The 12743-nt window shown below is 71.2% G+C and carries 12 protein-coding genes; 8 read left to right on the top strand and 4 right to left on the bottom strand.

Annotated elements, in window-relative coordinates; genetic code table 11:
* Nucleotides 1-181: 181 nt before the first annotated feature.
* The gene (locus SSPS47_RS17360; RefSeq protein ID WP_164251897.1) at nt 182-685 is read left to right on the top strand and encodes a hypothetical protein; all 504 of its coding nucleotides are present in this window, start codon (nt 182-184) and stop codon (nt 683-685) included.
* A 98-nt stretch (nt 686-783) separates the two neighbouring features.
* On the top strand, nt 784-1410 hold the full coding sequence (locus tag SSPS47_RS17355; protein ID WP_203557862.1) for a hypothetical protein: 627 nt from the start codon (nt 784-786) through the stop codon (nt 1408-1410).
* A 100-nt stretch (nt 1411-1510) separates the two neighbouring features.
* Here SSPS47_RS17355 and SSPS47_RS17350 read toward each other — a convergent pair whose 3' ends face one another.
* The gene (locus tag SSPS47_RS17350; RefSeq protein WP_147873330.1) at nt 1511-1972 is read right to left on the bottom strand and encodes an SseB family protein; all 462 of its coding nucleotides are present in this window, start codon (nt 1970-1972) and stop codon (nt 1511-1513) included.
* Nucleotides 1973-2145: 173 nt separating this feature from the next.
* Between SSPS47_RS17350 and SSPS47_RS17345 the strand changes: the two genes are divergently transcribed.
* The 3 genes from SSPS47_RS17345 to SSPS47_RS17335 all read left to right on the top strand — a co-directional run bounded on the left by SSPS47_RS17345 (nt 2146) and on the right by SSPS47_RS17335 (nt 5702).
* The gene (locus SSPS47_RS17345) at nt 2146-3972 is read left to right on the top strand and encodes an acyl-CoA dehydrogenase (RefSeq protein WP_164251896.1); all 1827 of its coding nucleotides are present in this window, start codon (nt 2146-2148) and stop codon (nt 3970-3972) included.
* Between the two features lie 117 nt (nt 3973-4089).
* Nucleotides 4090-5394, top strand: coding sequence for a M18 family aminopeptidase (locus tag SSPS47_RS17340; protein ID WP_164251895.1), 1305 nt, complete (start codon nt 4090-4092; stop codon nt 5392-5394).
* 89 nt (nt 5395-5483) lie between these two features.
* Complete coding sequence (locus SSPS47_RS17335) at nt 5484-5702, top strand: DUF6458 family protein (protein ID WP_147873327.1); 219 nt, start codon at nt 5484-5486, stop codon at nt 5700-5702.
* Nucleotides 5703-5906: 204 nt separating this feature from the next.
* Here the strand turns inward: SSPS47_RS17335 and SSPS47_RS17330 are convergent, their stop codons facing one another.
* A complete protein-coding gene (locus tag SSPS47_RS17330; protein WP_164251894.1) occupies nt 5907-7760 on the bottom strand; it encodes an NHL domain-containing thioredoxin family protein in 1854 nt (617 codons plus the stop codon).
* 61 nt (nt 7761-7821) lie between these two features.
* On the bottom strand, nt 7822-8805 hold the full coding sequence (locus SSPS47_RS17325; protein WP_164251893.1) for a winged helix-turn-helix domain-containing protein: 984 nt from the start codon (nt 8803-8805) through the stop codon (nt 7822-7824).
* A gap of 101 nt (nt 8806-8906) precedes the next feature.
* Here SSPS47_RS17325 and SSPS47_RS17320 point away from each other — a divergent pair, with 101 nt between their 5' ends.
* Together SSPS47_RS17320 and SSPS47_RS17315 are read left to right on the top strand one after the other, a co-directional pair.
* On the top strand, nt 8907-10151 hold the full coding sequence (locus tag SSPS47_RS17320; RefSeq protein WP_164251892.1) for an MFS transporter: 1245 nt from the start codon (nt 8907-8909) through the stop codon (nt 10149-10151).
* Entirely contained in the window at nt 10148-10642 is a 495-nt protein-coding gene (locus SSPS47_RS17315; RefSeq protein ID WP_164251891.1) for an LURP-one-related family protein, read from the top strand. The genes SSPS47_RS17320 and SSPS47_RS17315 overlap by 4 nt, the downstream gene beginning before the upstream one ends.
* 267 nt (nt 10643-10909) lie before the next feature.
* Here SSPS47_RS17315 and SSPS47_RS17310 read toward each other — a convergent pair whose 3' ends face one another.
* Nucleotides 10910-11722, bottom strand: coding sequence for a carbon-nitrogen family hydrolase (locus SSPS47_RS17310; RefSeq protein ID WP_164251890.1), 813 nt, complete (start codon nt 11720-11722; stop codon nt 10910-10912).
* Between the two features lie 177 nt (nt 11723-11899).
* On the opposite strand from SSPS47_RS17310, the gene SSPS47_RS17305 reads away from it, so the two are divergent.
* The gene (locus tag SSPS47_RS17305; protein ID WP_164251889.1) at nt 11900-12724 is read left to right on the top strand and encodes a maleylpyruvate isomerase family mycothiol-dependent enzyme; all 825 of its coding nucleotides are present in this window, start codon (nt 11900-11902) and stop codon (nt 12722-12724) included.
* The last annotated feature ends 19 nt before the right edge of the window (nt 12725-12743 follow it).

The raw sequence follows: 12743 nt of genomic DNA, 5'->3' as shown, positions 1-12743 counted from the left end.
TAGCCACACCCGTCCCTCCATGCCCGGTCACCCCACAGAACCGGTCACGCCCCAGGACACGACCTGCGCCTCCACACCCGAATTCCGGGCAATAGCGGGCATCCGGTTTCCGCCCCGCTCCCTCCGAGCAGGAGCCCCCGCGACAACTGGCCAACTTCCCCCCACAGAAACGGAGTTGCCTATGTCCGCCGCACAAACGAGATTCGCCCGCCTCACCGGAGTCGGCACGGCGGTCCTCCTCGCCACCGGCGCCCTCACCGCCCCCTCGGCCGTCGCCGACGAGAAGCCGCACTGCGCCGTCGATGTCGTCACGAACGCCGAGACCTGCTTCGCGACCCTCCCCGAAGCGCTCGACGCCGCCAGGAGCGGCCAGGGCAACGGTCCGCGGACCATGGCCGGCGATGTCATCCAGGGCACGTTCTTCGACGATCCCCAGTTCGGCGGCGCCTCCCTCACCGTCTACGGCACCGCGCCGTGCGAGAAGGACGGCTGGGTCAACTACCAGTACGACCTTCCGGACGACTGGAAGAACCGCATCAGCTCCGTGCAGCCCTGGGCCAACTGCTGGCTCTGGCTCTACCCGGAGCCGGGGCTCGGCGGTGACCGGGACGGACCGTTCGACGAGAACGCCGCCGACATCGGCGGCCTCATGAACGACCGCACCCAGTCCATCGGCTTCAGCTGAGCCGACGGCCCCCGGCCGCAACGGCCCCCGGACCGGACCCGGCCCCCACGTCGGCCCGGCCCCGTACGACCCAACCCCCCACACAGCACGGAGCACCCATGAAGAACAGGCGAACGAAGGCCCGGCTCCCCATCCTGCTGGCGGCCGCCCTCACCACCGGCGGCATGGCCCTGGCCCCCAGCAGCGCACAGGCGGCCGACGAACAGCCCACCATCCGCGAACTGCTCGACAAGTGCGACAACGGCACCGACCTCTGCGTCTTCCACCCCTCCGGCCCGCCCGAGGTGTCGATGGGCGAGGCGCACCAGGTCGGCGACAGCGCCTTCAACTGCACCGCCGACCTCCAGCGATCCACCGTCGGCTGGTCCGACACCACGGGCGAGTCCAACAGCGTCGGGGTCTCACTGAGCGCCGAGGTCGGCTTCGCGGAGGTGTTCAAGGTGAGCATCGAGACCAACTACAACCACACCTGGGAGAGTTCGCACACCGAGTCGGAGCAGACGAACGTCGACGTACGGCCGGGCGAGGTCGGCTGGGTGACGCGTGAGGCGCAGATGCAGCGCGTCAGCGGCCAGTACGAGCTGCACTTCGAGGACAGGTTCTACGGCCACTACTACTGGTACGTGCCGTTCGACGCGACCGGCCCGCTGCCCGACGCACCGAGCACCAAGACGCAGCACACCCGTCCGATGACGGACCAGGAGCGGTCCGAGCACTGCGGCTGACACCGCCCTCCTTGAAGAGGTCGCCGGGCGGACCGCACACACGCGGTCCGCCCGGCGACCTCTCTTCAGAAGAAGATCAGGCTCCTCAGGAGGAGCGGGCTCAGCCGTACATCCGGCGCATCGCGAAGTCCACCATCTGCTCCACGGCCTTCGCGTCGAAGACCATCCGGTGGTCGCCCTCCATGTCGATCACGAAGCCGTACCCCGTCGGCAGCAGGTCGATCACCTCCGCGCCCGTGATCACGAAGTACTTCGACTCCTTGCCCGCGTACCGCCGCAGCTCCTTGAGCGTGCTGAACATCGGGATGACCGGCTGCTGGGTGTTGTGCAGGGCCAGGAACCCCGGATTGTCACCGCGCGGGCAGTAGACCTTCGACGTCGCGAAGATCTGCTGGAAGTCCTCGGCGGAGAGCGACCCGGTCGTGAACGCCCGCACCGCGTCCGCCAGCGACGGCGGGGACGGCTCGGGGTACAGCGGCTGCTCCCCGTATCCGCCGCCCATCGGCTGCTGCGGGGGTGCGTACTGCTGCTGGGCGCCAGCGTTCTGGTCGTAGCCGTACATGCGGCCAAGAGTACTGAGGAAAGGCGCGCCGATGGGCCGCATGTGCCCCTCGTCGTCCTCGTCACAGATGTCCGGCGGGGGTTGCATCTTATTACCGACGGGTAGCATCATCGGAGTCACTACTGATACGCGTTCGAAAAATTTGCCTCCCAACCGCTTACGGAGCCGTCGCCATGGGGCACTACAAGTCGAATCTCCGCGACATCGAGTTCAACCTCTTCGAGGTCCTCGGGCGCGACAAGCTGTACGGCACGAGCCCGTTCGCGGAGATGGACGTCGAGACCGCCAGGACCATCCTTGCCGAGGTCACCAAGCTCGCCGAGTCCGAGCTGGCCGCCTCCTACGCGGACGCGGACCGCAATCCGCCCGTCTTCGACCCGGAGACCAACACCGCTCCGGTGCCCGCCTCCTTCAAGAAGAGCTACCAGGCGTTCATGGACTCGGAGTACTGGCGCCTGGGTCTCCCCGAGGAGATCGGCGGCACCACCTCTCCCCGCTCCCTGATCTGGGCCTACGCCGAGCTGCTGCTGGGCGCCAACCCGGCGATCTGGATGTACACCTCGGGGCCGGCCTTCGCCGGCATCCTCTTCGAAGAGGGCAACGAGGCGCAGAAGAAGATCGCCGAGATCGCCGTCGAGAAGCAGTGGGGCTCCACGATGGTCCTCACCGAGCCCGACGCGGGCTCGGACGTGGGCGCGGGCCGGGCGAAGGCCGTCGAGCAGGAGGACGGCTCCTGGCACATCGAGGGCGTGAAGCGCTTCATCACCTCCGGCGAGCACGACATGTCGGAGAACATCCTTCATTACGTGCTGGCGCGCCCCGAGGGCGCCGGCCCCGGCACCAAGGGCCTGTCGCTCTTCCTCGTACCGAAGTACGAGTTCGACTGGGAGACCGGCGAGCTGGGCGAGCGCAACGGCGTCTACGCGACGAACGTCGAGCACAAGATGGGCCTCAAGGCGTCCAACACGTGCGAGCTGACCTTCGGCGACCGCCACCCCGCCAAGGGCTGGCTGATCGGTGACAAGCACGAGGGCATCCGCCAGATGTTCATGATCATCGAGTTCGCCCGGATGATGGTCGGCACGAAGGCCATCGCCGCGCTCTCGACCGGCTACCTGAACGCGCTGGAGTACGCCAAGGAGCGCGTCCAGGGCCCCGACCTGTCGCAGTTCATGGACAAGAGCGCGCCCAAGGTCACCATCACGCACCACCCGGACGTGCGCCGCTCGCTCATGACGCAGAAGGCGTACGCGGAGGGCATGCGCGCGCTGGTGCTCTACACCGCCTCCCTCCAGGACGAGATCGCCAAGAAGGAGGCGGAGGGCGAGGACGTCAAGGCGCAGCACGCGCTGAACGACCTGCTGCTCCCGATCGTGAAGGGCTACGGCTCCGAGAAGTCGTACGAACAGCTCGCGCAGTCGCTCCAGACGCTCGGCGGCTCGGGGTATCTCCAGGAGTACCCGATCGAGCAGTACATCCGGGACGCCAAGATCGACACTCTTTACGAGGGCACCACCGCCATCCAGGGCCAGGACTTCTTCTTCCGGAAGATCGTCCGCGACCAGGGCCAGGCGCTGAACACCCTCTCCGAGGAGATCAAGCAGTTCCTCGCCGTCGGCACCGGCGGCGCCGAGCTGGCCCCGGCCCGCGACGCGCTCGCCAAGGCGGCAGTCGACCTGGAGGCGATCGTCGGGAAGATGCTGACCGACCTCACCGCCACCGCCGAGGACGTCAAGAACATCTACAAGGTGGGCCTCAACACCACCCGTCTGCTGATGGCGTCGGGCGACGTCGTCGTCGGCTATCTGCTGCTGCGCGGCGCGGCGGTCGCCGTGGAGAAGCTGGAGACGGCCTCCGCGAAGGACGTGCCCTTCTACCAGGGCAAGATCGCGGCGGCGAAGTTCTTCGCGGGCAACGTCCTGCCGGGCGTCTCGGTGGAGCGAGCGGTGGCCGAGTCGGTCGACAACTCGCTGATGGAGCTGGACGAGGCGGCGTTCTAGCGGGCCGCGCCCCGGTTCCTCAATCGCCGGACGGGCTGTGTTCGCAGCCCGTCCGGCGATCGGTTTCCGCCGCCGTCCACACGAACGCGCCAAACCGTGGCTCGTTAGGGTGATCCCATGAGCACACCCGCCCGCTTCGACCGCGGCCACACCGACGACCTGATGACCTTCCTCGCCGCCAGCCCCACGCCGTACCACGCGGTGGCGAACGCGGCCGAGCGACTGGAGAAGGCCGGCTTCCGGCAGGTCCTGGAGACGGACGCCTGGGAGGGGACCACCGGCGGGAAGTACGTCCTGCGGGGCGGTGCGCTCATCGCCTGGTACGTCCCCGAAGGAGCCGCGCCGCACACGCCGTTGCGCATCGTCGGCGCGCACACCGACTCCCCCAACCTCCGGGTGAAGCCGCTGCCGGACACCGGTGCGTACGGCTGGCGGCAGGTCGCCGTCGAGGTGTACGGCGGGCCGCTGCTCAACACCTGGCTGGACCGGGACCTCGGGCTGGCCGGCCGGCTCTCCCTCCGGGACGGCACCCACCGGCTGATCAATGTGGACCGGCCCCTGATGCGCGTGCCGCAACTGGCCGTCCACCTGGACCGCGGCGTGAACACCGACGGTCTCAAGCTGAACCCGCAGCGGCACATGCAGCCGATCTGGGGTCTCGGCGAGGCCGGGGAGGGCGACCTGATCCGGTTCGTCGCCGAGGAGGCCGGGCTCGACGCGTCCGACGTCACGGGCTGGGACCTGATGGCGCACTCCGTCGAGCCGCCCGCCTACCTCGGGCGCGACCGCGAGCTGATGGCCGGGCCCCGGATGGACAACCTGCTGTCGGTGCACGCCGGTACGGCCGCGCTGGCCGCCGTCGCCGGATCCGCCGCATCGGGCACCGCCCTGCCGTACATCCCGGTGCTCGCCGCCTTCGACCACGAGGAGAGCGGCTCCCAGTCCGACACCGGCGCGGACGGGCCGCTGCTGGGCACGGTGATGGAGCGCTCGGTGCTGGCTCGCGGCGGTTCGTACGAGGACCGGGCGCGGGCGCTGGCGGGCACGGTCTGCCTCTCCTCCGACACCGGGCACGCCGTGCACCCCAACTACGCGGAGCGCCACGACCCGACGCACCACCCGCGCGCCAACGGCGGCCCGATCCTGAAGGTCAACGTCAACATGCGGTACGCCACGGACGGCGGCGGGCGCGCGGTGTTCGCGGCGGCCTGTGAGCGGGCGGGGGTGCCGTGGCAGACGTTCGTCTCGAACAACTCGATGCCCTGCGGCACGACGATCGGCCCGATCACCGCGGCCAGGCACGGCATCAAGACGGTCGACATCGGAGCGGCGATCGTGTCGATGCACAGCGCGCGTGAACTGTGCGGCGCGGACGACCCGTTCCTGCTGGCGAACGCGCTGGCCGCGTTCCTCGAAGGCTGAATTTCCTTCTCCTGCATGGGTGTTCCCGGGCCGGGTACCCGCATTAACGGCCCGGGAATGGCCACCATTCGTATCAGGAGGCGGGATTCATGGGCATTGGCGGATGCATCGCACTCATCGCGGTGGGGGCGATCCTCACGTTCGCGACGGACTGGGAGGCCGAGAGCGTCAACCTCGACCTGGTCGGGGTGATCCTGATGGCGGTCGGCATGATCGGCATCGCGACGTTCACGAGCATCGCGAAGCGCCGCCGCGCGGTGGTGACACCGCCGACGGTGATCGAACGCGACCACCACCAGGGCATGTGACCCCACCGGACGACCAACTCCGGCCCGCCCGGCGGGCAACTCCCGCCCGCCCGGCGGGCAATCCCGGCCCGTCCGGCGCTTGAGGACGACCCACCACCGGCCGGCGTCGTCCCAACCCGCCCGGCGGGCAGCTCAAGCCCGTCCGGCGCTTGAGGACGAACCGCCCACCGGGCGGCCCCGGCCGGATCACTCCACCCCGCAGACCTACGCGTCGAGCCCCGCCAGCACCAACCCCAGCCGCCCGGTCCCCTCCGGGGTCACCCGCACCGGAACCCCCCAGTCCTGCTGGTGCACATGGCACGCCGGGTACTCGGTCTCCGGCGCGTCGTCGCAGGACGCCGCCATCGCCGAGACGTGCAGCACCCCCTCGGTGACGCCGTCCGCCAGCACCAGCTCCCGGCCCAGCTCCGTGCCGGCACCGGCCCCCCGCGCCAGCAGCTCCGGCGGCGTGGCGGAGACCAGGAGCCGGGTCGAGGGACCGTAACGGGCGTCCAGCTTCTGCCCCTTCGGCGCCTCGAAGACGACATCGAGCCGCAGCGCGCCCGGCGCGACATCGGTCGCGGCGCGCTGCGTGCGGTGCGCCACCGACTCGACGCGTACGGCCTCCTCGGGCAGCCTCAGCCGGGTCAGCCGGTGCCCGGCCGACTCGACCACCACGATGTCGTCACCGACGAGCACCGCGTCCGACGGCTCCCGCAGATCCGTGGCGAGCGTCGTGACCTCGCCGGTCGCCGGGTCGTAGCGGCGCAGGGCGTGGTTGTACGTGTCCGAGACGGCCACCGAGCCGTCCGGCAGGGCGGTCACGCCGAGCGGGTGCTGGAGCAGCGCCTGCTCCGCGGGACCGTCGCGGTGGCCGAAGTCGAAGAGCCCGGTGCCGACGGCGGTCCGTACGGCGTACCCGTCCCCGTCCCGCTCCACGTACCGCAGCGCGCTGGTCTCGGAGTCGGCGACCCACAGCCGGTCCCCGGTCGCGGCGAGCCCGGACGGCTGCGCGAACCACGCCTCGGCGGCGGGCCCGTCGACCAGGCCCTCGTTGGTGGTCCCGGCCGCGACCCGGACGGTGCCGGTCGCCGGGTCGTACGTCCACAGCTGGTGCACCCCGGCCATCGCGATCCACAGCCGGTCGTTCCACCACGCCACGTCCCACGGCGAGGAGAGCGCCACGTCGAGCGCGGGCCCGTGGGCGGGTGAGCCCTGCCACCACTGGCTGCCCGTGCCCGCGAGGGTCTCCACGACCCCGGAGACCGGGTCGTACGCGCGGACGGCGTGGTTGACGGTGTCGGCGACCGCGATGCGGCCGTTCGGCATCGGGGCGAGCCCCTGCGGCTCGTTGAAGGCGGCGTCGGGGCCGTCACCGAAGCCTCGCTGACCCGTCCCGACGCGCCCTACGACGCTCTCGCCGTCCGCCGCCAGCTCGACCAGCTGGTGCCGGGTGGAGTCGGACACCAGGAAGTTCCCCGAGGCCAGTACGACCGCCTTGCCGGGGAAGCGCAGGTCGGTGGCGACGGGCTCGGGCGCGACATAGGGGCCGTCGCCGCGCCGCAGCGTGCCCTTCGCGGCGTGCTCGGTCTCCAGCTCCTCGACCAGCTTCTCGATGGCGTGCGCGTGGCCCTCGCCCGCGTGCTGGGCGACGACGTACCCCTCGGGGTCGATGACGACGAGCGTGGGCCAGGCCCGTACCGCGTACTGCTTCCAGGTCGCCAGCTCCGGGTCGTCCAGGACCGGGTGGTGCACCTCGTACCGTTCGACGGCGTCGACGACGGCGGTGTGCTCGGCCTCGTGGACGAACTTCGGGGAGTGGACCCCGATGGTCACCACGGTGTCGCTGTGCTTCTGCTCCAGCTCGCGCAGCTCGTCCAGGACGTGCAGGCAGTTGATGCAGCAGAAGGTCCAGAAGTCGAGCAGGACGATGCGTCCGCGCAGGTCGGCGAGGGTGAGCTCGTTGCCGCCGGTGTTCAGCCAGCCGCCCTTGCCGATCAGCTCGGGGGCACGGACACGGGCACGGCGGCGGGGCGCGGGGGCGGGCTGCGGGGCGGGGGACGGGGCGGCATCGTTCATCCTTCAAGCTTGCCATCCGGGTGTGAACAGCGGATCACACGCTCGCCGGCGCCCCCGCCTCCTACGGATCGCCCGCCCGGACGAGCGCCTCCCCCGCCTCCGTACGGAAGTACAGCACCGACCGGCCCGCGCGGCGCCGGCGGATCAGCCCCGCGTCCAGCAGGACCTTCAGATGGCGGCCCACCGAGCCGAGCCCCTGGCCGGTCAGCGCCACGAGCTGGGTCGTGCTCTTGGGAGCGCCGAGGAGGACGAGGACTCCCGCCCGCGCGGGGCCGAGCAGCGCCCGCAGCGGCTCGGGCACCCGCGCCCGGCCCGTGTCGGCGAGGGCGCCGGCGCAGGGGTACACCACGGCGTAACGGTCCGCGTCCCAGGACACCCAGCCCGTGTGCGGCGTGACCGGCACGAACATCAGCCGCACACCGGGGATCACCTGCGAGGGGCCGCCACGCGTGTTGATCTGGAGGCGGTTGCCGCCCAGCCAGCGCATACCCGGACGCATGGCGCTCAGCGCGCTCGCCCAGCCGCCCTGGCTCAACTGGGCCGTACGGGCGACGACATCCGCCTCGATGAGACGACGGCGCCGCGGCCAGTACGGCAGCACGGCCTCGGCCCACACCCACTCCAGGACGGCCGCGGCGCGCTCCGGCAGGTCGGAGCGGTGCAGGCGGGCGGGGAGGGGGCCGTCCAGGGAGAGGAGGAGATCGTCACGGGCGCGCTCGGGCGGGGTCGCCCGGATCCGTACGAGCTCCTCCTCGAAAGAGGGTTCGCCGTCACGGTCGCCGGACGGTGTCGGCGTGATGAAGTCCGCGTTCCAGGTGCGGCCGAAGGCCGACCGTACGAGCAGCGCGATGAGCGGGTCGGCCGCCTGACGTTCCCGGTAGGCCGGCAGATGCGCGTCGAGCCACGCGCGCTCGCCGGGGTGCGCACCGGCGTGTGCGGCCGTTCCGCGCTCCAGTGCCTTCAGGCTCGCGACGGTCTCGGCCAGGGGCGAGATCACGAACCGGCTGCCCGCCAGCGTGTCCGCGTCGATCTGCCACCAGCCCACGCGCCACCTCCCCGCCCCGTGCCGGCCGGTTCCCGGCCTGATGTTTCGCCCCAGCGCGAAACAGTAACGCGCCGCCCAGGGGCCCATCGAGACTCCCGGGCATGCGTACCTACCGGGAGCTCTTCCGTACGAAGGAGTTCACCCCCCTCTTCCTGACGTCCGCCGCGCAGGTCGCCGCCCAGACCGTGAGCGGACTCGCCCTGGGGACGCTCGTCTTCCACGCGACCGGCTCGCCGCTGCTCTCCGCGCTCGCCATGTTCGGCCCCTCCCTCGCCCAGGTGATCGGCGCGACCACGCTGCTCTCGGCGGCCGACCGGCTCGCGCCACGCGCCACGCTGACCACCGTCGCGTCCGTCTTCGCCCTCGGTACGGCCGCCACGGCCCTGCCCGGTCTGCCGATCGCCGCCGCCCTCGCGGTCGTACTCGGCCTCGGTGTGGTCTCCGCGCTCGGCGGCGGGGTGCGGCTCGGGCTGCTCAACGAGATCCTCTCGACAGAGGGCTATCTGCTCGGGCGCTCCACGCTCAACATGTCGGCCGGCCTGATGCAGATCGGTGGATTCGCGACCGGCGGCGTGCTGCTGACCGTCCTGTCCCCGCGCGGCACGCTGCTCACCGGCGCCGCCCTGTATCTCACCGCCGCGATCACGGCGCGGCTCGGCCTCAGTAGGAGGCCGCCGCGGGCGACCGGCCGCCCGTCGGTCTCCGCGACCTGGCGGAACAACGCGCTGTTGTGGGCGTCCCCGCCCCGCCGCCGCGTGTTCCTGGGGCTGTGGGTGCCCAACGGGCTGGTCGTGGGCTGTGAATCCCTGTACGTGCCCTACGCGCCGCAGCACGCGGGCATCCTGTTCGCGGCCGGCGCGGCGGGCATGCTGACGGGCGACATCCTGATCGGCCGCTTCGTACCCCGCCGCCGGCGGACACACCTGGCCGTCCCGCTGTTGCTGCTGCTCGCCGCGCCGCACCTGATCTTCGTCCTGGGGCCGCCGCTGCCGCTCGCCCTGGCCGCCGTCATGCTCGCCACGGTCGGTTACGCGGCGAGTCTGGTGCTCCAGGAGCGCCTGATGGAGCTGACCCCGGAGGCACTGAGCGGGCACGCGCTCGGGCTGCACTCCGCGGGCATGCTCACCATGCAGGGCGTGTGTGCGCTCCTGGCGGGCGCGGTGGCCGAACTGACCTCGGCCGCGACGGGCATCACGGTGCTCGCGGCGGCCTCCCTGACGGTCACCCTCGCGCTGACGCGCGGGCTGCGGGGAGGAACGGGGGCGGCGGGCTCTGTCGTCCGTACGCGTGCAGGTGACGCCGTTCCGCCGTCCCCCGGCGCCCCGGTGGGTACGGATCCGGCATGAAGTACTTGGTGCGCGACAAGATCTTCGCCATCGGCGACGACTACTGGATCGAGGACGAGCGGGGCCGACAGGCCTTCCTCGTGGACGGAAAGGCGCTGCGGCTGCGTGACACGCTGGAGCTGAAGGACCCTCAGGGACGGGTCCTGGTCACACTCCGTCAGAAGCTGCTCAGCCTGCGGGACGCGATGACGCTCGAACGTGACGCCGAGTCACTGGCCACCATCCGCAAGAAGAAGCTGTCCCTGCTCCGCAACCACTACCGGGTCACCCTGGCCGACGGCACCGAACTGGACGTGAGCGGCCGGATCCTGGACCGCGAGTTCGCGATCGAGTACGACGGCGAACTGCTGGCACATGTCTCACGCAAATGGTTCCGGATGCGGGAGACGTACGCGGTGAACGTGATCCGCGACGACGCGGACCCGTCGCTGCTGATCGCGGTGGCGGTGTGCGTGATCCGAATGGCGGAGAAGGAACACGAGGAGGGCTGAGCGACGGCAGGACGGGCTGCTCGTCCCGACGCGCCCGCCGGGTCTGGCCGATGGCCGGGGGCGCGTGCCGCCCGCCGGGCGGGCGTGAGCCGACCGGGCCGACCGGCAGACGCGGAACCGACGCCCCCGGAGGGGCCGGCCGATGGCCGGGGCGCGTGCCGTCCGCCCAGGCAGGCGCCACCCGCACGTTCACAGCCAGCCCGGCCGACCGGCGAACGCGGCGATTCGTCCGTCGGGCGGGCCGTCACGGCCCCGCTCCGGGGGGGCTCAGCGGCGCGGGGCCCTCACGCCCAGGAGGCGGTCCTTCAGGACCGGGAACTGGTCGCGTGTCGTCTCGACCTTCGACGGGTCGAAGTCGACGGTCAGGACCTCCTCGCCCGGCCCCGCCTCCGCCAGCACCTCACCCCACGGGTCGACCACGATGCTGTGCCCCGACTGCTCCACCCCCGCGTGCGTCCCGGCCGTCGAGCAGGCCAGCACGTACGACTGGTTCTCCACCGCCCGCGCCTGCGCCAGCAGCGTCCAGTGCGCCCGGCGGCGGGCCGGCCAGCCCGCCGGGACGACGAAGACCTGCGCGCCCTCGTCCAGCAGCCCCCGGAACAGCTCGGGGAACCGCAGGTCGTAGCAGGTGGCCAGGCCAAGCACCGCGTCCGGCAGTGTCACGGTCGCCAGCTCGTCGCCCGCGCCCATCAGCGTCGCCTCGCCCTTGTCGAAGCCGAAGCGGTGAATCTTGCGGTACGAGCGCGCGAGTACGCCGTCCGGGGAGATGACCAGCGCGGTGTTGTAGAGGTCGGCCGCGCCGTCCAGGACCGCCTCGGGGGCGCGTTCCACGATGGACCCGGCGTGCAGCCAGACACCCGCGTCCCTCGCCGCCTCCGACATCGCCCGGAACGTCGGGCCGTCCAGCGTCTCCGCCTCGGTGGCGAACGACTCGTACGCGAAAGCACCCACCGGCCAGAGCTCGGGCAGGACCACCAGATCCGCGCCCCGCTGCTCCCGTACCAGCGAAGCCGCTCGCTCCCTACGGGAATTGACCGATTCGTCCGAGTCTACTGCGATCTGGATGAGGGAGGCGCGCACACTACCACCGTCCTGGCATTCGAGCCGTCTACACGGGCCTACGATCGTCACACGAAAGCACTGCCGGGGTGCCAACGGGCAGCGTAACTTAGGCTCTCGAACCTCCCACGCAGCCCACAGCCCGCAGCCAGCAGCCAGCAGCCCAGCCCGCTAACCGCAGAACCGTCGAGGGGTCCCGTGACCGTCCATCCCAGCCTTCAAACCTACGCCGATGCCTGGTCCCACTCCATTGAAGCCATAGCCGAGCTGGTCCAGCCACTCGTCGAGGGCGAGTGGAACCGGCGCACGCCGTGCCCCGGCTGGTCGGTGCGGGACATCGTCTCGCACGTCATCGGTCTCGAATGCGAAATGCTCGGGGACCCGCGCCCAATCCACACGCTGCCGCGCGACCTGTACCACGTGCAGAGCGAGATCTCCCGCTACATGGAGATGCAGGTGGACGTACGGCGCCACCACACCGCTCCGGAGATGACCTCCGAGCTCGAATACACGATCATCCGCCGCAACCGCCAGCTGCGGAACGAGAACCGCGCGCCCGACGCCATGGTCCGCGCCCCGCTCGGCACCGAGCAGACGCTCGAACAGGCCATGCGCAACCGCGCGTTCGACATCTGGGTGCACGAGCAGGATCTGCGTACGACGCTGAGCCGGCCCGGCAACCTCGACTCGGCCGGCGCGCTCGTCACGCGCGACGTCCTCCTCGAAGCCCTCCCGAAGGTCGTCGCGAAGGACGCGGGCGCGCCGCCGAACACGGCGATCGTCTTCGACGTCCACGGCCCCGTCGAGTTCCTGCGGACCGTCCGCGTCGACGCGGACGGCCGCGGCACGATAGACGGCTCCCCCTCGCTCGGCCCCGCGGTGACGCTCGCGCTGGACTGGGAGACGTACTTCCGGCTGGCGTGCGGGCGGGTACGGGCCGCCGCGGTGCCGGACCGCATCAAGACGGACGGGGACACGGACCTGGCGGCGGCGATCCTGCGGGAGTTCGCGGTCACGCAGTAGCGCCGCCCCCTTACGCGGC

Origin of the sequence: Streptomyces sp. S4.7, assembly GCF_010384365.1 — a bacterium.
Lineage (GTDB): Bacteria > Actinomycetota > Actinomycetes > Streptomycetales > Streptomycetaceae > Streptomyces.
The sequence above is the reverse complement of the archived record's forward strand: the minus strand, read 5'-3'. Positions and strand labels throughout refer to the sequence as shown.

Excerpts from the sequence above, each read along its gene's own strand:
- SSPS47_RS17335 (WP_147873327.1), top strand. The coding sequence starts at position 5,484 with ATGGGCATTGGCGGATGCATCGCACTCATCGCGGTGGGGGCGATCCTC.
- SSPS47_RS17355 (WP_203557862.1), top strand. The coding sequence starts at position 784 with ATGAAGAACAGGCGAACGAAGGCCCGGCTCCCCATCCTGCTGGCGGCC.
- SSPS47_RS17320 (WP_164251892.1), top strand. The coding sequence starts at position 8,907 with ATGCGTACCTACCGGGAGCTCTTCCGTACGAAGGAGTTCACCCCCCTC.
- SSPS47_RS17315 (WP_164251891.1), top strand. The coding sequence starts at position 10,148 with ATGAAGTACTTGGTGCGCGACAAGATCTTCGCCATCGGCGACGACTAC.
- SSPS47_RS17350 (WP_147873330.1), bottom strand. The coding sequence starts at position 1,972 with ATGTACGGCTACGACCAGAACGCTGGCGCCCAGCAGCAGTACGCACCC.
- SSPS47_RS17330 (WP_164251894.1), bottom strand. The coding sequence starts at position 7,760 with ATGAACGATGCCGCCCCGTCCCCCGCCCCGCAGCCCGCCCCCGCGCCC.
- SSPS47_RS17345 (WP_164251896.1), top strand. The coding sequence starts at position 2,146 with ATGGGGCACTACAAGTCGAATCTCCGCGACATCGAGTTCAACCTCTTC.
- SSPS47_RS17340 (WP_164251895.1), top strand. The coding sequence starts at position 4,090 with ATGAGCACACCCGCCCGCTTCGACCGCGGCCACACCGACGACCTGATG.
- SSPS47_RS17360 (WP_164251897.1), top strand. The coding sequence starts at position 182 with ATGTCCGCCGCACAAACGAGATTCGCCCGCCTCACCGGAGTCGGCACG.